This window comes from Amycolatopsis sp. FBCC-B4732 (genome assembly GCF_023008405.1).
Taxonomy (GTDB): Bacteria; Actinomycetota; Actinomycetes; order Mycobacteriales; family Pseudonocardiaceae; genus Amycolatopsis; species Amycolatopsis pretoriensis_A.
In genome coordinates, this window is sequence record NZ_CP095376.1 from 6,662,443 (window position 1) to 6,681,720 (window position 19,278).

Annotated in this window: 15 protein-coding genes, 1 tRNA gene and 1 pseudogene; 6 read left to right on the top strand and 11 right to left on the bottom strand. The window is 69.4% G+C overall.

Going from position 1 to position 19,278, the window contains the following annotated elements; genetic code table 11:
* Positions 1–19: 19 nt before the first annotated feature.
* Positions 20–628: a pentapeptide repeat-containing protein gene (locus MUY14_RS29165; protein ID WP_247013908.1), complete on the bottom strand. Its 609-nt coding sequence runs from the start codon at positions 626–628 to the stop codon at positions 20–22.
* 42 nt (positions 629–670) lie between these two features.
* Here MUY14_RS29165 and MUY14_RS29170 point away from each other — a divergent pair, with 42 nt between their 5' ends.
* The 3 genes from MUY14_RS29170 (at position 671) to MUY14_RS29180 (ending at position 2,871) form a co-directional block, all read left to right on the top strand.
* Entirely contained in the window at positions 671–1,570 is a 900-nt protein-coding gene (locus MUY14_RS29170; protein ID WP_247013910.1) for an ornithine cyclodeaminase family protein, read from the top strand.
* A 161-nt stretch (positions 1,571–1,731) separates the two neighbouring features.
* On the top strand, positions 1,732–1,986 hold the full coding sequence (locus tag MUY14_RS29175; protein ID WP_086865576.1) for a hypothetical protein: 255 nt from the start codon (positions 1,732–1,734) through the stop codon (positions 1,984–1,986).
* A gap of 81 nt (positions 1,987–2,067) precedes the next feature.
* Positions 2,068–2,871, top strand: a complete 804-nt coding sequence (locus MUY14_RS29180) for an LmeA family phospholipid-binding protein (RefSeq protein ID WP_247013912.1) — start codon at positions 2,068–2,070, stop codon at positions 2,869–2,871.
* A gap of 526 nt (positions 2,872–3,397) precedes the next feature.
* On the opposite strand, the gene MUY14_RS29185 is transcribed toward MUY14_RS29180, so the two are convergent.
* The 10 genes from MUY14_RS29185 to MUY14_RS29230 form a co-directional block, all read right to left on the bottom strand.
* Positions 3,398–3,964, bottom strand: a complete 567-nt coding sequence (locus tag MUY14_RS29185; protein ID WP_247013914.1) for a hypothetical protein — start codon at positions 3,962–3,964, stop codon at positions 3,398–3,400.
* Entirely contained in the window at positions 3,961–5,574 is a 1,614-nt protein-coding gene (locus MUY14_RS29190; RefSeq protein ID WP_396126595.1) for a substrate-binding domain-containing protein, read from the bottom strand. Before MUY14_RS29190 ends, MUY14_RS29185 begins: the two co-directional genes overlap by 4 nt.
* The gene (locus tag MUY14_RS29195; protein WP_247013916.1) at positions 5,571–6,698 is read right to left on the bottom strand and encodes a toxic anion resistance protein; all 1,128 of its coding nucleotides are present in this window, start codon (positions 6,696–6,698) and stop codon (positions 5,571–5,573) included. The genes MUY14_RS29190 and MUY14_RS29195 overlap by 4 nt, the downstream gene beginning before the upstream one ends.
* A 1-nt stretch (position 6,699) precedes the next feature.
* On the bottom strand, positions 6,700–7,779 hold the full coding sequence (locus tag MUY14_RS29200) for a hypothetical protein (RefSeq protein WP_247013918.1): 1,080 nt from the start codon (positions 7,777–7,779) through the stop codon (positions 6,700–6,702).
* Between the two features lie 82 nt (positions 7,780–7,861).
* Positions 7,862–9,355 (bottom strand): carboxylesterase/lipase family protein, encoded by a 1,494-nt coding sequence (locus MUY14_RS29205; protein WP_247013920.1) that lies wholly within the window; start codon positions 9,353–9,355, stop codon positions 7,862–7,864.
* The gene (locus MUY14_RS29210) at positions 9,355–10,773 is read right to left on the bottom strand and encodes an ATP-binding protein (RefSeq protein ID WP_247013923.1); all 1,419 of its coding nucleotides are present in this window, start codon (positions 10,771–10,773) and stop codon (positions 9,355–9,357) included. Before MUY14_RS29210 ends, MUY14_RS29205 begins: the two co-directional genes overlap by 1 nt.
* Positions 10,770–12,422, bottom strand: coding sequence for a response regulator (locus MUY14_RS29215; protein WP_247013925.1), 1,653 nt, complete (start codon positions 12,420–12,422; stop codon positions 10,770–10,772). The genes MUY14_RS29210 and MUY14_RS29215 overlap by 4 nt, the downstream gene beginning before the upstream one ends.
* A gap of 10 nt (positions 12,423–12,432) precedes the next feature.
* Positions 12,433–13,359 (bottom strand): ribonuclease Z, encoded by a 927-nt coding sequence (locus tag MUY14_RS29220; RefSeq protein ID WP_247013927.1) that lies wholly within the window; start codon positions 13,357–13,359, stop codon positions 12,433–12,435.
* Between the two features lie 13 nt (positions 13,360–13,372).
* On the bottom strand, positions 13,373–13,927 hold the full coding sequence (locus tag MUY14_RS29225; protein WP_247013929.1) for an HdeD family acid-resistance protein: 555 nt from the start codon (positions 13,925–13,927) through the stop codon (positions 13,373–13,375).
* A 145-nt stretch (positions 13,928–14,072) separates the two neighbouring features.
* Complete coding sequence (locus MUY14_RS29230; protein ID WP_247013931.1) at positions 14,073–16,253, bottom strand: RICIN domain-containing protein; 2,181 nt, start codon at positions 16,251–16,253, stop codon at positions 14,073–14,075.
* A 274-nt stretch (positions 16,254–16,527) separates the two neighbouring features.
* On the opposite strand from MUY14_RS29230, the gene MUY14_RS29235 reads away from it, so the two are divergent.
* The 3 genes and pseudogenes from MUY14_RS29235 to MUY14_RS29245 all read left to right on the top strand — a co-directional run.
* A tRNA-Ala gene (locus tag MUY14_RS29235) sits at positions 16,528–16,600 on the top strand.
* 804 nt (positions 16,601–17,404) lie between these two features.
* Positions 17,405–18,601 carry a tyrosine-type recombinase/integrase gene (locus MUY14_RS29240; protein ID WP_247013933.1) on the top strand — a complete coding sequence of 399 codons (1,197 nt, stop codon included), beginning with the start codon at positions 17,405–17,407 and terminating at the stop codon, positions 18,599–18,601.
* Positions 18,602–18,694: 93 nt separating this feature from the next.
* Positions 18,695–19,124 (top strand): annotated as a pseudogene (locus MUY14_RS29245) (Lsr2 family protein); the annotation flags it as partial.
* Positions 19,125–19,278 lie beyond the last annotated feature (154 nt).

Genomic DNA, 19,278 nt, shown 5'->3' on the forward strand with positions numbered 1-19,278 from the left:
CTTCGCGGTCCCGCCGAGCCTACGCCCGGACCTGCAGCCCGAGCGACGTGACGAGCACCGCAGCCTGTTCGGGTGACACGATCGTGCCCGCCAGCTCGGCGTTCAGCGGGTCGAGGGCCGAGAGGTCGCTGCCCCGCAGCTCGGCGCGCGGCAGCTTGACCGCGTGCAGCATCGCCGCGGACAGGTCGACGTCGGCGAACACCGCACCACCGCAGTCGGCCCCGGTCAGGTCGGCTTCCCGCATCCGCACGCCCTGGAAGCTGACCGAACGCAGGTCGGCGCCCGCCAGCCCGGCGAACGACCAGTCGCCGCCGATGACCCGCAACGGCCGCAGCTCGCACTCGGCGAACGTGGCGCCGACGAGCTTGCAGCCGGTGAACTCGGCGTCGAAGAAGTTGCACCGCTTGAAGGCGCAGCCGGCGAACGACGAGTCCAGGTGCCGCGACGCGTTGAAGCGCACGTTGCCGAACACGCAGTCGGTGAACACCGAGTTCCGCACGACGGCCTCGGAGAAGTCGACCTCGTGGAACTCGCACCGCACGTAGTGGCGTCCGGTGATCTCCTCTCCGTACCAGTCGTCACGGGAGAACCGCTGCTCTTCGACGGGATCTTGCGTGGCCTCGGACACCCCGTCAGGCTAACGGCAGAGCCGAGCCCGAAGGAGCCGCGCATGCTCGACGCCGAGGACGTCCGGAAGGCCGTGCCGATGGCGGCCGCCGTCGACGCGGTGCGCGAGGCGTTCCTCGACCTTGCCGCCGGTCGTTTCGCGGTGCCGCAACGGTTGTCGTTCGGCGGCGGCACGACGCTCGTGATGAGCGCCTGCCACACCCCGTCGGCCACGACCGTCGTGAAGACGCTCAACCTGGCCGCCGGGCGCACCCCGATGATCCTGGGCACGCTGGTCTGGAACACCGCCGATGGCCAGGTGGTCGCCGACGCGGTCGAGATCACCACGCTGCGCACCGGCGCCGCTTCCGGCGTCGCGACGGACCTTCTCGCCCCGGCCGGCGCGACCAAGCTCGCCCTGCTCGGGACCGGCGCGCAGGCCGCCGACCAGGTGCGTGCGGTGGCGGCGGTGCGCCCGGTGCGGCACTTGGCCGTGTTCGGGCGCGACCGGTCGCGCGCGTCGGCGTTCACGGCTCGGCTGGGTGCCGAGTTCCCGGACGTGGCGATGCGGGTCGCCGGGAGCGCGGAGGACGCGGTGTCCGACGCGGAGATCGTCTGTTGCGCTACTTCGTCGAGTACTCCTCTCTTCGCTGTCGACGCCTTGCCCGACCGGGTTCACGTGAACGCGATCGGGTCCTACCTGCCGTCCATGCGGGAACTTCCCGCCGAGTTGCTCGCCACCGCCGGGTGCGTGGTCGTCGATCAGGTCGAGGCTGCGTTGGCGGAAGCCGGTGAGGTGATCCACGCGGTGGAGACCGGGCTCCTCGGCCGTGGGCAGCTGATCGAGCTGGGCGACGCCCTGCGGGAGCGACCGGTGGTGCGCGGGCGGACGGTGTTCAAGTCCGTCGGTCTCGCCGTGCAGGACTGGGCTGTCGCCCGGCTACTCGGAGATGCGCACGCTTGAACGGCCGAATGGGCTCACCACCCGTGTTCGGAGCGGAGCAGAGAGCAATAGGGAGCGGCCAAACGGCGCAATCTGGGCCTTGGAGCGTTTGATCGGTCACCCGATCCGGGAATTTTCGCGACATGTCTCCTTGGCGAACCACCACCAGACGGAACACGGCCGTGCGGGTCATCACGGCGATCGGCGCGATCTTCGCGGGGATCGAAGTTCTCTACATGATCATGGTGCTCGCCGGCGCCAACGCCGGCAACGCGTTCTTCGTTTTCATCAAGTCACTGGCGGTTCCTCTCGCCTTGTTCTTCCCGGGGCTGTTCCCGGTCAGCAACCCGAGCCTGGCCGTCATCCTCGACTTCGGCCTGGCCGCGGTGTTCTGGCTGGTCGTGACCGGCATCATCGCCCGCTTCGCCGGACGGTGACGGTCGGCGGGCTGCCGACAGGTACCGCTGTCGGACCACCCGCCGTCGGCATCCGCAGTGTCTTTCGGCGACACTGGATGGATGAGCGACGGCAGGTGGTTCGACGGCTGGTCTGAGCTGGCCGGGCTGGCCGCGGCCGGGCGTTCGCTGTTGCCGAACGTCCCGGTCACGCCGGCCGCGCTGGCGCGGACCGTCACCGAGCAGCTCGTCGGACGGCGCCTGACCGCGAAGGTCGACAACCGCGAGGTCGGCCTGACGCTCACCGAACTCGACTACCCGGCCGGCAACCTCCGGCTGGCCACCGGGCGGATCGGCGACGTCCGGATCGTCGCCGAGGACGTCGACTGGCCCGAACCCGAAGGCGGCAGCATTCCGCTGCGCCGGGTCACCGTGCTCGCCGAAGACGTCCGCCTCCGCTCGCTGCCCACGCCGGCCGCCAAGCCCGCCCGGGTCGAGCTGCAGATCGCGGTTTCCGCGGATGTGCTGCGAGAACGGGTGGCGAAAGTCCGCCCCGGGATCGTCGCGGCTCCGGCGGGAAGCGGGCTGCTGCAGATCCACTGGGCGAAGCGCCCCCTCTGGGGCCATTTGACCCTGCGCCCCGAGGTGGGCGACGACGCCGTCGTTCTCGTGCCGGAGACCCTCCACATCGGACAACGACGACTACGGCCGCCACGGCGTTTCCGGCCCATCGTGCTTCCGCTGCCGGAACTGCCGCCGGGGATACGGCTGACGAAGGTGGAGCCGCGGCAGGACGAGCTGGTTCTGCACACCGTGGCGGAGGAATGGCCGGAACGGCTTTCCCGCATCCCCTTGCCCGACTTGCTGAGCTGGCTGACGACGGCGGCTGTGACGCTGACCCTGCCCAGACTCGGCGGTCGTTCATGACTCTCCTTTGCTTGTGGTGAGCCGGTGGTGGCTCTCACTGGCCAACGTACTCGAACGTTCGTTCGAACACATCACTCACACGGGTAGAGGTGGGGAAGTGTTGCGGGGTAAGGGAAAGGTCGCACGGGTCGCGGGTTTGGATGGGTGAGAGGGCGGCTGAGTAGCCGGGTGGGCGGGTTGGCCGCCGGTGGCATCGCGGCCTCCGCGGGCCTCCGCGGGCCTCCGCGGGACTGCGAGGTGGCGGGGTTGCGGGGTTGCGGGGTTGCGGGGCAAGGGAAGCGGTGCGGAACAACCGCGGGACAACTCGGATGGCCGGCTAGTGCGGGAACTTGGCCAAAGCAGCGAATCAACGGCAAACAGCTCGGGTCGTCGGCCGAGTACAGGAAGCTTGGCCAGCGACGCAAAACCGGGCCAGCTCGGGCGGCTCGCCAAGTGCGGAAGCTTGCCAAGCCAAGGCAAACCAACCGCGCGACAACTCACGTGATCAGCCGGGTACGGGAACCTGCCCAAAGCGACGCCGGTCGGCTCAAGCGTCGCGATCCCGCAAGTACCGGGTGTGGTCCGCCTGCCGGTCGATCTCCGTCGCGTAGAACCGCTCAGCCACCCGGTGCGCCTCCGCCTCCAGCAAACCCAACTGCGCCACCAGCTCCTCCCCCGCACCCACCCGCCGGGCCGCGAACCACCACGGGAGGTTCAAGTACGTCTGGACCGACAACGGCAGGTCCGTCCCCGCCAACCGCACCACCGCGTGCTGCAGGTCGGGGTCGGCCGCGAGCCGGTCCGGGTGGGAAAGCAGGTCGGAAAGGACCTCCGCGATCCGGCGTACAGCGTCGACACTGGACGCAGGCAGCCGGGAAGACTGCGCGTCAACCGAAGAAACCAGCGTCTCCAAAGAAGACCGCAGCGAAGCCGACGTATCCGGCACCAGCCGGACCTTCTCACCCGGTGCGAGCAACGCCCCAGCCAAGTACAACGCCACCACCACGAACGGCCAGAACCACCCGACCACCCCGGTCAGGTACAGCACGACTCCGACCAGGCCGCCGACGCAGCCGGTGAGGTTCTTGGTCGAGCCCAGGTAGCGCAGCATCATTGGTACCCGCGGATCTCCTTGAACACGTCGGGCAGCTGCGTCTCGCGCCCGTCGAACACCTTGCCGCCGGTCAGCGTGGCCACCTGGGTCAGCTCGTCGCTGCTGCCTTCGCCGAACAGCACCGTGAACACCGGTACCCGCTTGACCGACGGCGGGAGCGTGCCGAACGTCAGCTGGAAGTCCGCCAGGGACGAGCCGTTCGCGTTCTCGCCGTCGGTCATCAGGACGATCGACGTGAACCGGTCCGGGTCGCGTGCCTGCAACGGTTCCAGGTCCCGGTAGGCCTGCGACAGGCTGTCGTAGATCGCCGTGCCGCCGCTCGCCGGCAGGCCCTCCGCGAACGCCTTGATGCGCGCCAGTTCCGCCGCCGGGTTCTGCTCCGGCACGGTGAACGTCGTGACCCCCGACGGCCGCGTGCTGAACGGCAGCATCATCACCTCCTCACGGCTCCGGAACCGCCGGTACCGCCCGGTGAGCGAGTTGTCCGCCCCGGTCAGGCCGGCCAGCGCGGAGCGCAGCGAGTCGATGCGGTCGCCCTTCATGGACCCGGACGTGTCGAGCACGTACAGCGTCCGCGACGGGCGGCGGATCTTGTCGAAGTACGCCTGGAGCAGCGCGTCCATCGCCTGCTGCGTCGCCGGGAACGGCAGCTCGACGAGGTCGCGCGCGGCGAACTGCTGCCCCAGTGCGACACCCGGGACGACCGGGCGCCGCTGCGTCGTCTCCATGATCCGCTTCTGGACGTCCGGGGTCCGCAGGTAGTCCGACAACCGCTGGTGCGCCGAGCGCGCGTCGGAATTGGCGTCCGACAACAGGGTCAGCGGGTAGTCGGCCGTGACGACGCCGTCGCTCGGGTAGATCAGCGTCAGCGGCTCCGGCAGTTTCCCGGACGCGTTCGCCGACAGCAGGACGGACTCGTAGTTGATCAGCCCGTCGACCTTCTGGCCGGGGTCCTGCCCGCTCGCCCGCCGCGTGTACGCGTCCGACAGCCAGCCCGAAGAACCCGCCGAAAGCGCCTGCGCGCTGAAGAACTGCGTCAGCTGCGGCGTCACCGACGCGATCTGCCGGGCGTCGATCGCGTTGCCCGCGCCGGCCAGCGCCGAAGCGACGCCGACCAGTGCCGAGAACCCCGAGTTCGACGCCGACGGGTCCGTCATGCCGTAGCTGAACGCCTTCTTCCCGGCCTGCGCGGCGATTTCGCCCCAGCTCACCGGCTTCCCCGCCCAGCCGAGCCGCTGCACCACCGACGTCGCCAGCCCGAGCACGACCGGCGAACTCATGATCTTGACCTGGTTCCCGAGCCGCTTCGCCGCTTCGGGGATGCCCGCCGGGTAGCGGTTCGACGAGAACCAGACGGCGTCGTACTTCCCGTCGACGCTCCCGTTCGCCAGCGCTTCGGCGCCTTCCAGCGTCCCGGTGAAGGTGAACTTGACCGTTACGCCGGTGGCGCGAGCGGCTTCGTCGAGCACCGGCTGCAGGTCCGCCAGCTCGCTGCCGGCCAGGATCCGGAGGGTGCCCGGCTCTGGATCGCCCAAGGGGGCGGACGAAGAGTCCGAACACCCCGCCAGCAGCAGCACACCGAGGGCGAGCGCCCCCAGCTTCCTGATCATGCTTCCCCCTCGTGCGAACGGCGCAGGTGGTCTTCGGCGCGGCGGATCTCGCCGGACAGCGACTCGACGGTCGCCGCCATCGAGCGGACGGCGTCCGCGCGGAACCCGTCGATCGCGTCGATCGAGGCGTAGATCCGGTCGAACGACCGCCGGATCGTCTCGGTCGCGACCGCCGGGTCGCTGCTCGCTTTTCGGATCTCCGCGGACTGCAGGTCCAGCAGCTCGGTGTTGGCGCGGATCAGCCCGTCGGTGGTGGCCTGCAGCGCGGCGACCTCGTCCAGGACGTCCCGCTGGCTCGCCAGCGCGCCGCTGACCAGCAGGGCGACCCGCAACGCGGACACGGTCACCGACACCGCCCGTTCGACGCCGCGGATCAGCTCGTCGTTGTTCTTGCGCACCAGGTCCAGCGCGAGGTAGCCCTGCGCGCCGACGGCGAGCTGGGTGAGCAGGTCCTGGTGCCGCTGCCGGATCGGGTACAGCACGTCCCCGCGCAACGCCTGCGCGCGCACCGGGTCCGTGAAGTCGAAGACGGAGGCCTGGCGCTCGATGGCGCCGTCGACGGCCTCGGCGAAGGCGGCCGCTTCGGCCAGCTTCCCCATCACCTTCCACAGCCGCTCGCGCTCGCCCTTGATCGCCGCGTTGTCGCGGCGCAGGACGTCCTGGCGGCCGCGGAGGTCGACGACGAGCGCGTTGACCGGCTCGTTCGCCGCGCGGTAGTGGTCCAGGGCCCGCTTCGCGCCCGCGGCGACCGGGAACATCCCGAGCAGCTTCCGCCCGGTCAGCGGCAGCTTCGCCGGGTCGAGTTCGGCGACCGTGCGGCGCAGGCCGGCCAGGCTCGTCGTGACGCCGTCCTGCGGGGACGCCACGCTGCGCATCGACCGGTCGAGCATCGTCCCCGCGACGCCCGCGGCGGCCCGCATGTCGGCCTCGCCGACGGCCAGCAGCTCGTCCAGCAGGTCGGTGAACTCCGGCGACCGGACGTCCAGCGCCGCCAGCCGCGACGCGAACCCGCCGGCCCGCGCGGTCACGTCGGCGCGGGTGCCTTCGCTGAGCGTGATGAGGCCGGCGGCGCGCTCGACGGGGATCGCGGCGACCGGTTCGGGCGGGCTGAGCGCGAAGTCCACGTCAGTACTGCTTGCCGACGGCGTCGAGCAGCCGCTCGAGCGTCTCGAACGAGGGCGGTTCGACGGCGTCCACCAGGTCGGCGGGCACGTGCGCGGGCGCGGCGACCTCGGCGAACAGCTTCGGGTCGGTCGTGCGGAAGCCGAAGGTCGCGGCGAGCTTGCCCAGCTCGGGGTCGGTGGACAGGAGCTGCCCGACCTTGTCGCCGTCCGGGTTCAGCGGCACCAGCGTGTGCTTCGAGTACACCGTCGGCGCGGTGTAGAGCAGCCGCATGTCCGGCCGGATCGAGCCGTCGCCGCGCACCACCCGGTCCACGAACTGCGACTCGTAGATCAGCGCCAGCGGCGTCTTGCCCATGCCCGCCGACAGGTAGTCCTCGAACGGCCCTTCGGTGCTGTTCTGCGTGTACCCCTGGTCCAGGAACAGCTTCGACACCGGCGGCAGCACCTTCGCCTCCTGCTCGGGCGTGCTGACGACGGCGTTCCCGTTGGCCACGAAGGAAACGATCGACAGGTACATCGCCGCGGAGTTCGACTCGCGCGGGTCGGTCGTGGTGACGAGGACGTTCTTGCGGGCCGGGTAGGCGGTGTTGCCGGGCAGCTGGTCCCAGCGCGTCCCGGCCTTCGCCAGGTCGAGGTACTTCGCGATGTCGAGGACGTCGTAGTCACCGGCGCCTTTGTGCACCACGCCGTTCGCGCGCAGCAGCGCCACGATCGGCTCGAAGCTGGCCACCGCCATCGGCGACTGGAACGGCGTGTACACCGTCGTCACCTTGCGGTCGCGCTGGATCTTCTGCGCCGCCGGCGAGGACGACGGGAACGCGAACGCGTACTTACCGAGATCCACGCTCGTCGCGATCTGCCGCGAGCCCGCGGTGTCCACTTCGACCTTCAGGCCGTGCCGCGCGAAGGCGTCGACGACGCGCCGGTCGGTGAAGAACGCCTGCTTCTCCGAGCCGATGGTGCCGCGCACCGTGGTGAGGTCGCCACCCTGCGCGGCGCCGTCGCCGCGTCCCCAGATGATCACCCCGACGACGGCCAGCACGAGCACCACGGCCAGTCCGATCGACACCCGGCGTTTCACGAGCCACTCCCCTCGACGGGCTTTCGCTCATTGGACGCGGGAGCGGGCCCGTTCGAAGTGAACGGCGGGTGAAGGAACGGTCTCAGGTCACCGGGAACCAGGTCCCGGACGCCCATTCCGTGTCGCCCCAGGCCTTCCGCTCGTCCGGCCGTGGGTCGAGCACCAGATCGGTGTCTTCCCGGAAAACCAGCACCGGGCGGAGTTCGGGGCCGTAAGAAGGCCATTCGGGGCCGTCGGCGTCGGCGACGCCGTCGCGGATGAACCGCACCCAGGCCCGGTGGATGAGCAGCGCGGCGCGCTCCCGCTTCGGGTTCACGTCGATGGCCTGGTCGAACAGCGGCATCGGGACCTTCCACGCCATGGTGGTCTCGGTGCCGTGGCCGCCGTCGAGCTGCTCGGGCACGCCGGGCGCGGCGATGTCGATGCGGTAGCGGAACACGGGCGCGTGCGCGGACTGCGCGTCGGCGAGGCGCTGCGTCGGGATGCCGTAGCGCTCGTCGCCCATCGCGGCGATCTTCGCGGACTTCAGGTCGGGGACGCGCCGGAGGTAGGTCTCGAGCAGGTGCGAAGCCCGTTCCTCACCGAGGATGCCGCTCAAGATGCCGCTCGCGGGCGCCGTCGCGACGTCGTCGCCGAGCATCAGCGCGTACGTGCTGCCTTCGTTGCTGTTGCAGCCGATCAGCAGCGGGACCCCGGCCGCGCTCCCCCGCCGGATCGGCTCGATCGGCACCTCGGGCAGCACCCGCGGGTGCAGGGTCGGGCGCCAGAGCCACAACGCCTGCAGCCCGGTCAGGATCCGCTCCTGCGCCTCGACGAACTCCTTGGCGGGCAGGGACCGCAACGCTTCGGCGTCGTGGCAGCCGACTTCGTCGAGGAGCCGCTTCGCCAGCGCCGTGCCGGCCTCCGGCGTCGCCACGTGGTCGGCGCCGCCGCTGCTGCTGATCCCCTGGGCGAACAACCCCGCGCCCAGCGGGCTGCCCATCAGGTTCCCGAGGCTCTTCGCGCCCGCCGAGACGCCGTAGACGGTGATCCGCGCCGGGTCGCCGCCGAACGCGAAGACGTTGCGGCGCACCCACTTCAAGGCCTCGATCTGGTCGAGCAGGCCGCACACCCCGGCGTCCGCTTCGGACTCGCCGAAGATCCCGGCGAGGTGCAGGAAGCCGAGCGAGCCGAGCCGGTAGTTGATCGTGACGACGACGATCCCGGCGCGCGCGAACTCCTCACCGTCGCCGAGCTGCTCGCCGTGCCCGACGCGGTAACCGCCGCCGTGCAGCCAGAACAGCACCGGCCAGCCGCCTTCGGGCGCGGGCCCTTCCGGCGTGCAGACGTTGAGGTACAGGCAGTCTTCGTCGCACACCGCGGACGGGTTCATCGGGTCCGGCGACTGCATCGCGTGCGGGCCGTACTCGGTGGCGACGTGCACGCCACCGGACAGCGACGGCGGCCGCGGCGCCTTCCACCGCAGCTCGCCGACCGGCGGGCGGGCGTACGGGATCCCGCGCCAGACGCGGACGCCGTCTCCCGCCAGCCCCACGAGCGCCCCGAGCTCGGTCGTGACCGTCGGGACGGAGACCATCAGAGCGAAGCCTGCTCGACCGTCGGCAGGCAGACCTCGAACCGGGTGTTCCCGGGCTCCGACTCGACGCGCAGGTCACCCTGGTGGCGTTCGACGACGATCTTCCACGAGATGTCCAGGCCGAGCCCGGTGCCTTCGCCGACCGGCTTCGTGGTGAAGAACGGCTCGAAGATCCGCGGCTTGATGTCCGCCGGGATGCCCGGGCCGGTGTCGCCGATCTCCACGCGGACCTGGTCGTTCTGGCCCCAGGTGCGCAGGGTCAGCGTGCCGTCGCCCTGCATCGCGCCGATCGCGTTGTCGATGATGTTCGTCCAGACCTGGTTCAGCTCGCCCGGGTAAGCGGGGATCTTCGGCAGGCTGCGGTCGTACTCCTTGACGACGCGGATGTCGCCGATCTTGCCCGAGAGCATCACGAGCGTGGAGTCGAGGCCGTCGTGGACGTCGACCCACTGGTGCGGCGCGCGGTCCATCTGGGAGTACTGCTTGGCCTTGCCGACCAGCGCGGAGATGCGCGTGGTGGAGTCCTCGATCTCGCCCATCAGCATCTCGGTCTCGAGCGCGTAGGCGAGCCAGCGGACGGCGCCGTCGATGAAGGTGTCGCCGACCTGCTCCAGCACGTGGTCCAGGTCGGGCGTGGTCAGCCCGGCGCGGACGTAGATGTCGGCGAGGTCCCAGCCGCCGTCGATGCCCCGCTCGTCGAACCAATCGGTGATCTCGTCCTCGCGGTCGGCCTGTTGCATCGCGGTCAGCTTCGGCGCCTGCGCGACCTGCTTGACCAGGCGTTCCTGGACGTCGATGAGCTGGTAGAGCAGCTCCGGCTCGATGTCCTTCTTCGCCAGGAAGGCCAGCTTGTGCCGCATGCCGGCGACGCGCTCGCGCAGGGCGGACGTCGCCCGCACGGCGGCCGCCGCCGGGTTGTTCAGCTCGTGGGTCAGGCCCGCCGACAGCTCGCCCAGCGCCAGCAGGCGCCGGCGCGAGCCGATCACCGTGTCGCTGTTGCGCCAGCCGAGGTACATGCCCTCGAGCAGGTGCGTCGCCATCGGGAACCACCGGCGGAACTCGAAGGAGAACTCCTTCGAGGGCAGCGTCAGGAACGTGACGTCGGAGAGCGCGCGCACCGTCGCGTTGTAGGTGTGCTCGGTTTCCTGGTGCACGAAGAACTGCGTCGCGCCGAAGTAGGCGCCGCGCTGGTCGGACCGGTTGGTTTCCACCTCGGTGCCGCTGACCAGCCGCGTCATCCGGATCGCGCCGGTGAGCAGGACGTAGAAGCAGGTCGCTTCGCCGCCTTCGCTGATGACGGTGGAGTCGCCCTCGTACTCCTCGAGGACCGCGTTGCCGGCGATCCAGTCGAGCTGCTCTTCGGAAAGGTGTTCGAACAGGAAGAGCCCGCGAAGCTCGTCCCGCGGCAGTGCGCTCATTGTTCCTCCAGGTACCGGTGTACCAGCGTCACGGCCATCGCGCCCTCGCCGACCGCGGAGGCCACCCGCTTGACCGACTGGGACCGCACGTCACCGGCCACGAACACGCCGGGGATCGAGGATTCGAGGTAGTGCGGATCACGGTCGAGGGTCCAGCCCGCCGGGCGCTGGCCGGCGGTCAGCAGGTCGGGGCCGGTGCGGACGAAGCCGTACTCGTCGCGGTGGATGGTCTCGCCGAGCCAGTCGGTGCGCGGCGCGGCGCCGATGAAGATGAACAGGTGGCCGGAGTCGACCGTCTCGGTGACACCGTTCTCGCACAGCGTGATCCGCTCGAGGTGCTCGTCGCCGTGGGCCTGCTTGACCGTGGTGTGCGTGCGGACGTGGATGTTCTCGATGCCGGCGATCTGCTCGATCAGGTAGTGCGACATCGACGCCTCGAGGGAGGCGCCGCGCACCAGGATCGTGACGTCGCTGGCGTGCCGGGAGAAGAACACCGCCGCCTGCCCGGCGGAGTTGGCGCCGCCGACGATGTAGACGTGCTCGCCCTTGCACTCGGGTGCCTCGGTCGCGGCCGAGCCGTAGTAGACGCCGCGGCCGGTGAGCTCCTCGATGCCCTCGGCCTCCAGGGCGCGGTAGTTGACGCCGCTGGCGAGGATCACCGAGTGCGCGGCGATCTCGCTGCCGTCGCCGAAGGTGATCACCCGCGACGAGCCGCGGGCCTCCAGGCCGACGACGTCGCGCGCGGTCAGCACCTCGGCGCCGAACTTCTGGGCCTGGCGGCGCGCCCGGTCGGTCAGCTGCGCGCCGGAGACGCCGTCGGGGAAGCCGAGGTAGTTCTCGATGCGCGAGCTCGTGCCGGCCTGGCCGCCGGTGGCCTTTTTCTCCACGAGCACCGTGCGCAGGCCCTCGGAAGCGCCGTACACCGCGGCGCCGAGGCCGGCCGGGCCGCCGCCGATCACGACGAGGTCGTAGAACTCCTGCGCCGGCCGGGTCGACAAACCGACCGCGTCGGCGATCTCGCCGCCGGTCGGCTGCTTGAGCACCTTGCCGTCCGGCGTGACGACCACCGGGATGTCGGCCTCGGTCGCCTCGGCGGCCTGCAGGATCCGGCACCCTTCGTCGTCCTGGACGGAGTACCAGCGGTACGGGACGGCGTTGCGGGCGAGGAAGTCGCGCAGCTCGAAGGACGGCTGGCTGTACCGGTGGCCGATGAGCTTGACCTCTTCGACCGGCTTGTCGCCGACCGCCTTCCAGGTCTCGACCAGCGCGTCGATCACCGGGTAGAGCTTCTCCTCCGGCGGGTCCCACGGCTTGAGCAGGTAGTGGTCGACGTCGACGACGTTGATCGCCTGGATCGCGGCGTCGGTGTCGGCGTAGGCGGTCAGCAGGGCGCGGCGGGCGTGCGGGAACAGGTCCATCGCCTTCTCGAGGAAGGCGATCCCGTCCATCTGCGGCATCCGGTAGTCGGCGAGGATGGCCGCGACGGCGTCGCCGCGCAGCTTGATCTCGCGCAGCGCTTCGAGCGCGTCCATGCCGGAGTCGGCACGGATGACGCGGTAGTCCTTGCCGTAGCGGCGCCGCAGGTCACGGGCGACCGAGCGGGACACGGCGGGATCGTCGTCGACGGTCATCAGGATCGGCTGGCTCACGCCTTGCAGCCTACGGCGCCGCGCGGCCGGCTGGGGAGGACCGGCGTTTCGGCACCTGGACCCGCTCCAGGTCCTCGGCCACGACGATCTCCCCGTCGAACTCGGCTTTCGCCTCCTCCAGGAACCGCGCCGGGTCGGGGTAGCGCTGCGAGAAGTGGGTGAGCACGAGCTGCCGGACGCCGGACTCGGCGGCGACCCGCGCCGCCTGCTGTGCGGTCAGGTGCCCGAAGTCACCGGCGAGCTTGGTGTCCTCGGCGAGGAACGTCGCTTCGATCACCAGGGTGTCGGCGTGCTCGGCGAGCGCGTACACGGCGTCGCACAGCCGGGTGTCCATGACGAAGGCGAACCGCTGGCCGAGGCGGGGCGTGCTGACGTCGGTCAGCTTCACGCCGTCCAAGTGACCTTCGCGCTGGAGGCGGCCGACGTCGGGGCCGGTGATTCCGTGTTCCTCCAGTTTCCCCGGCAGCATGGTGCGGCCGCCGGGCTCGGTCAGGCGGTAGCCGAACGCCTCGACGGGGTGGCTCAGGCGCCGGGCCTCGAGGGCGAACTTCCCGCCGGCGATCGGGCCGTCTCCGGCGATCGGGTGCTCGCGCAGGTCGGCCCGCTCGTAGAACGCCGTCGCGTGCCGCATGCGCTCGAAGTAGTGCGCGCCTGACGCCGGAAAGTGGGCGTGGACCGGGTGGGCCACGGCGTCCAGCGACAGCCGCTGGATCACCCCGGGGAGGCCGAGGCTGTGGTCGCCGTGGAAGTGCGTGATGCAGATGCGGGTGATGTCCGTGGCGGCCACGCCGGCCCGCAGCATCTGGCGCTGGGTGCCTTCGCCGGGGTCGAAGAGGAGGCCCTCGCCGTCCCAGCGCAAGAGGTAGCCGTTCTGGTTGCGGAGGCGCGTGGGCACCTGGCTCGCGGTGCCCAGCACCACCAGTTCGCGGGTCGACACCCCCGCACGGTACTCAGCCGGCGAGCTTCCGGAGCCGGAACGCGAGAACCAGCAGCACGATCCCGTAGGTCAGCGCGTAGATGCCGACGAGCAGCGCGACGCCGTACGCGCCGGCGATCGGGTTGATCACGATCAGGATGCCGGCGAGCACGGAGATCGCGCCGGCCAGGATCAGGAAGGCCTCGCCCTGGATCTGCTTGCGCAGGCGGATCGCCGCGGCGATTTCGGCGATTCCGGTGACGATCGCCCACAGGCCGACCAGCAGGGCCAGCAGCAGGACGGTGATGCCCGGCCAGACGAGGACGAGGATCCCGGCGACGATGCCGAGCGCGCCGAGGACCCCGTAGGCGGCGCGGTGCCCGGCGTCACCCGGGCGGAAGGCCTGCATGAGGCCGCCGATGCCGTCGACGATCGCGTAGACGCCGTAGAGGATCGCCAGGACGAGGACGGTGGCGCCCGGCCAGATCAGCGCGAAGAGCCCGAAGAGCACGGCGAACCCGCCGCGCAGGGCCACCAGCGGCCAGGCCCGGCGGGGTTCGACGACGGAGAACGCTGCGAAGGAGGTCATCTGCCGCTCCCGGATCGGTTGGGGACCCCAGTATCGCGACGACCACCCGCGCGCGGCGCCCCGAACAACCCGTTCGGGGTAACTCCACTGTGGACTTGAAGGACCGGCGTGCGCCGCGGCCGCCACCACGGCGCACGCCGGTTGCTCAGGGGTAGCTCACCAGGTTCGACGGCCGGGTGCCGTCGGGGGTGATGTCTCCCGTGTTGTTGATGACGTGGTTGATGCGGCCCTGGGTGCCCAGGGAAACGGTCACCATGTCGTGGAACCGGACGTTCGGGTTGGTCGGCGCCTCGTACGCGTGCGCGCTCACGACCGAGGGGTTGGTGCTGAAGAAGCAGTAGCTGCCCAGGCCCCACGCTTCGTGGCTGGTGACGTTCGGGCCCACCTTGTACGCGGAGTAGCCCGGCGTGGACCCGTTCATCCAGCTCGCCTGGTCCGGCACGTCGTAGGGCATCTCGTTCTGGAAGAAGTACGTCCGGCCGCCGTTGCCGTTCCAGACGACCTGCGTCTTCTGGTAGTGCTCGACGAACAGGCCGTACATCGTCACGTTGTTCCCGTTGACCGTGAGGCCGTTGTCGGCCGTGTTGGTGGTCCAGCCGACGTTGTTGCCGTTGTCGGCGTGGTCGGCGCGCCAGATCCACATGTGGTCGCCGATGACGTTGCTGCTGTTGACGACCAGGCTGTTCGTGGCCTTGCCGACGGCCGGGCCGCCGATCCGGAAGAACACGTCGTGCAGCGACGTCGGGTCGGCCGCGTGGTTCGCGCTCGAGCCGGCCGGGCCGACCTGCATGAGCGTGGCCGAGTTGGTCGTGCCGGCGTCGATCAGCAGGCCGGCGACCTTGACGCCGTCGACGTCGTCGACGTTCATCGCGGTGACGCCGCCGTCCGGCACCAGCGTGGCGATGCCGAGGCCGAGCACGACGGTGTCCGGCCGGGTGACGTGCAGTGCCTGGTTCAGGTGGTAGACACCGGGCGTGACCAGCAGGTTCTTGCCCGCGGCGAGCGCCGCGTTCATGTCCGCGGCGGTGGCGCCGGGCTTGGCGATGTAGAACTGGCCGATCGGCAGCGACGTGCCGGGCGCGGTGCCGTTCGCCCAGCTCGTGCCGGACGCGTTGGTCTTCACGCCGGGCACGAAGACCTGGTAGTTTCCGGCGCCGTCGAGGTAGAGGAAGGGCTTCTCGCGCACGACCGGCGTCTGGGCGACCGTGGTGTAGGGCGGGCTCGGGAAGGTGTTCGCCGGAGCGCCCTGGACGCCCGCGAAGACCATGTTCCAGTTCGAGCCGTTCCAGCTGCCGAACTGCGAGTTGCGGGAAATCCACTGCTGCTGCGAGCCGGAGCGGACCTGGCCGTCGATCTTCGTGTCGGAGATCCAGCCGCCGCTGGCCCAGCCACCGTCGTCGAGCTGCAGGTCACCGCGGACGTGCATGCGGCGGTACGGCGCGGCCTGGCTGACCGCCCACCGGTCGGCGCCCCCGGTCGGCGTCACGGACAGGTTTTCCGCGCCCCGCCAGAAGTTCTGGGTGGCGTTCTGCGGCGGGAACCAGTCGGCCTCGACGTGCACGGCGCCGTTGACGGTGACGGCGTCGGGGCTCAGGCCGAGGCCGAGGACCTGCGTGTAGAAGCCGACGTTGACGTCGTTGGCGTAGGTGCCCGGCTTGAACATCACGGCGTAGCGCTGGCTGCCGAACTGGTTGCGTTCCTGCTGGCTGAAAATGCTGTTAAGCCGGCTTTGGATGGTCGAACTCGGCATGGACGGGTCGAAGATCACGACGTTCGGCCCGAAGTCCGGCTGGCCCGGCGGCTGGCTGGTGTTCACGGGGGTCAGCATGAAGGACTGCGCGGTGGTGCCGTTGCAGGCGTACTGCTGGAGCTGAACCGAGTCGGCGACGGACGCGCCCGGGACGTCGAGGCACTTCCCGCTGTTGCGGCTGACGAAGTGGTACCGGCCGCTGCCTTCGTCGACGGCCTGCCACTGCTGGTTGGCCCCGTTCGAGTAGGACCACAGCTGCACCAGCCCACCATCGGCGGTGGAGACGTTCGTGACATCCCAGGCGGCGGCCGGGTTGGTGCGCGCGTTCACCCGGAAGTAGCCGTCCCCGGTCGACTGGAACTGCCACTGCTGCGAGCTGCTCTGGTTGCAGGAGTACTGCTGGACGACGGTCCCGTCGGCGGTGCCCGCGGCCCGCGCGTCCACGCACTTCCCGCTGTTGACGGCAGCCACGGTGTACCAGCCGTCGGGCGCGATGGCGGCCTGAGCGCTCGGCGCCGCCACCGCGCTCCCGACCAGGACCGACGCTGCCGCGAGCAACGTCATCACCCTCTTCATGCGAAACCTCCTCCGCCGCGTTCGCGGCATCCATCGAGCAGGAAACGGCAGAGGCGTGCCCGGTCTGGGTAGACGCGGCGTAACGGGCGGGGACCTCGGCGTCACAACCGCGCAAAATGTAACGGGGGCCACACCGGGAGTCAATACACGACTAAAAATAAGGTGTGAAAGTGCAGGTCAGGAGCTTGGGGCGGGTGTAGGTACCCCCGCGCGGAGGGGGTACTGGCGGGGTGTAATGTATGGGCATACGAGATGCGGAGTTCACCTTCGCCTCGGGGCTATGGCGCAGCTGGTAGCGCACCTCACTGGCAGTGAGGGGGTCAGGGGTTCGAGTCCCCTTAGCTCCACAGTGACGAAACACCGCCCACTGGATATGAAGATCCAGGTCGGGCGGTTTTTTCGGTCCTGCGAACTTTGAGTTTCGTCCAGAAGAACTTCAGCTACCGGCGGGTAGCTGGGGCAAAACTGGGGCACCGCGCCGACGGCGGCGAAATGGGGTCACCAAAAGTGCCCCAGCAGCGTCCCCCGAACAGGTGGATCACCAAAGGTTCTCTGACGCGCACCTCCGCAGCGTCGACCGCAACCTTCAGCATCTGTCCCGAGCCAGCCTCGATGCGGTTGGCCGTAGATCATCGTCTTTCTGTCTCCTCCGATACGCCGGAGCGGAGTTAGCAGCGACCACCACCCGTCGCGCGCTTCGAGGCCACCATGCAGAACGACGCTGATCTCCTTCGCCACCCCGATGCCGTAGCGCCCCAGCCACCGAGACATTCCGAGCCCGCCGACTCCCCCACCGGCGACACGGGCCGTCTTCTGTACACACCGGCCGCCGCGGCCGAACGGCTGACCGTCGGCGAGTCGTGGCTCCGGCGCAAAGCCGGCCAGCGCATCATCCCGTGCACCTTTGTCGGCAAGCACCTGCGCTTCACCGACGAGGACCTCCGGGCCATCGTCGCCGCCGGCCGCCGCGGACCGAGCCACCGGAACCAGCCTCCGAATCGACCCGGCCGACGCCATCGGACTCGTCGCTAGCACCCGATCCGGTCGCACACCGAGGTTCTTCGCCGAATCAGCTTCCTCTCTGTCGCTTATGGAGCGGTCCTGGACACGCACCACCACGCGACCCCCTCACCACAGCGCAGGAGTTCACCGTGCCCTGGACCGAACCCGCCGGCGACGACACCTGGCGACTCCGCTACCGCCGCACCGACGGCACCAAAGGCGCCATCTCCGGCTTCCCCACCCCCGACGCCGCCGACGACCACATCAGCACCATGCTCCACGAACAACGCACCGGAACCTGGATCGACCCCGAAGACGGCCGCACCACCATCACCCAATTCGCCCCCGTCTGGCTCGACTCCCTCGACATCGACCAACGCATCGAAGAGAACTACCGCAGCTTCCTCAAAGTCCACATCCTCCCCCGCTGGGGCAACACCGCCTTCGCCGAACTCACAAACCTCGGCATCCGCACATGGGAGAAGAAACTCCGCGCCTCCGGGCTGGCCAAGACCACGGTCGACAGCATCATCAAATGCTTCTCGCCCCTACTCTCCGACGCAGTGCCTGAGAAGCTGATCGCCGCCAACCCCATCGTCGCCCGCCGCCGCGGACGACGCCGCCGAGCCCAGCGCACACCGCGCAAGATCTGGGGCGAGCCCGCCGAAGTCCTCCACGTCGCTGACCAGGACGCCCTCAAGTACGGGCCGTGCGGGGCGGTCCTCGTCGTCACCGGCGGTTGGACCGGAGCCCGCTGGGGCGAACTCACCGGCCTCGACCGCAGCAACATCCAGCTCTACGACGACGACACCGGCTTCATCACCCTCGATCCCGACGTCGGTGCCCTCCACGAGCCCTGCGCCGGCCCGCTCTACCTCGGCCACCTCAAAACCGACGAGTCCGAACGCACTATCAGCCTGCCCCCGTTCCTCGTCCGGCTCCTACGCTGGCACCTGACCACCCACAACCACCGCCAGGTCTTCGTCACCCCGAACCTCGAATGGCACCGGCGTAGCAACTTTTCCCGCCGAGCCTTCCGCCCCGCCGCCGACGGCAACCTCCACATCGCCAACCCCGCCATCCGCCTTCAGCCGGCGAAGCCCGGCCTCACCTTTCACGGCCTCCGACACAGCCACAAGACCTGGATGATCGACGACGGCATCCCCGAAATCGCCCAAGCACTCCGCCTCGGCCACATCCTCCAAGACAAAGTCCAAGAAACCTACTCCCACGTCGCCGCCGCAGTCGAACAACGCCTCCTCGACAGCCTGCAAGCCCGCTGGGACAAGGCAGTCGCCGACTCCAAAACCACAGCTGCAGACGCACTGTGGCGCGCATTAGCATGAGACGTTCAATCGGGTCGATATGGCTATGTAAACTTGTTTCGATTAATCCACAAACACTGACCACAATCAGGCCCTGATAGTGTCTGCAAAACAATTTTATTCAATGTAGTCACCTCAAGGAGTACCGATGGTCAGAAGTTCCTCGTTGAGATACTGGACGACCTCGACGGCGGTCCGGCCACACACCATGCCGTTCAGCCTCGACGGCACCAGCTACGAGATCAACCTATCCGACGAGAACGCTGCCGCCCTGCGAAACGAACTCGGCTACCACGTCGCGGCGGCGCAGAAGACGGGCGGCCGCAAGGTTCGCGTCGCTGCGGCCCAGGCACCCCCCAACAGCCCCGTTAACAGTGAACGCAACCGAGCCATCCGTGCACGGGCGAACGATAACGGCTACGAGGTCTCCGATCGAGGTCGACTCTCATCCGAGGTCATCGCGGCCTACGAACGGGCACAGGAACAGCCGCCAGCGCCAGCCCGCGAGCGTACGCCGCACAACAAACTTGTCGCCCGGCAAGAAATAAAACTTTCGCTGGAGCAACGAAAAGGCATCCGCCGCCGACAGTACGCGCCGTGCAGTCCGCGGCAGATGTCCGTCCCTAGCACCGTCAGAGTCCTCTGAACCAGGCGGTGGTAATGACATCGGACCCCGCGCACCGGTGTTCGGCGAGGGT

Excerpts from the sequence above, each read along its gene's own strand:
- MUY14_RS29170 (WP_247013910.1), top strand. The coding sequence starts at position 671 with ATGCTCGACGCCGAGGACGTCCGGAAGGCCGTGCCGATGGCGGCCGCC.
- MUY14_RS29180 (WP_247013912.1), top strand. The coding sequence starts at position 2,068 with ATGAGCGACGGCAGGTGGTTCGACGGCTGGTCTGAGCTGGCCGGGCTG.
- MUY14_RS29185 (WP_247013914.1), bottom strand. The coding sequence starts at position 3,964 with ATGATGCTGCGCTACCTGGGCTCGACCAAGAACCTCACCGGCTGCGTC.
- MUY14_RS29190 (WP_396126595.1), bottom strand. The coding sequence starts at position 5,574 with ATGATCAGGAAGCTGGGGGCGCTCGCCCTCGGTGTGCTGCTGCTGGCG.
- MUY14_RS29205 (WP_247013920.1), bottom strand. The coding sequence starts at position 9,355 with ATGGTCTCCGTCCCGACGGTCACGACCGAGCTCGGGGCGCTCGTGGGG.
- MUY14_RS29210 (WP_247013923.1), bottom strand. The coding sequence starts at position 10,773 with ATGAGCGCACTGCCGCGGGACGAGCTTCGCGGGCTCTTCCTGTTCGAA.
- MUY14_RS29225 (WP_247013929.1), bottom strand. The coding sequence starts at position 13,927 with ATGACCTCCTTCGCAGCGTTCTCCGTCGTCGAACCCCGCCGGGCCTGG.
- MUY14_RS29230 (WP_247013931.1), bottom strand. The coding sequence starts at position 16,253 with ATGAAGAGGGTGATGACGTTGCTCGCGGCAGCGTCGGTCCTGGTCGGG.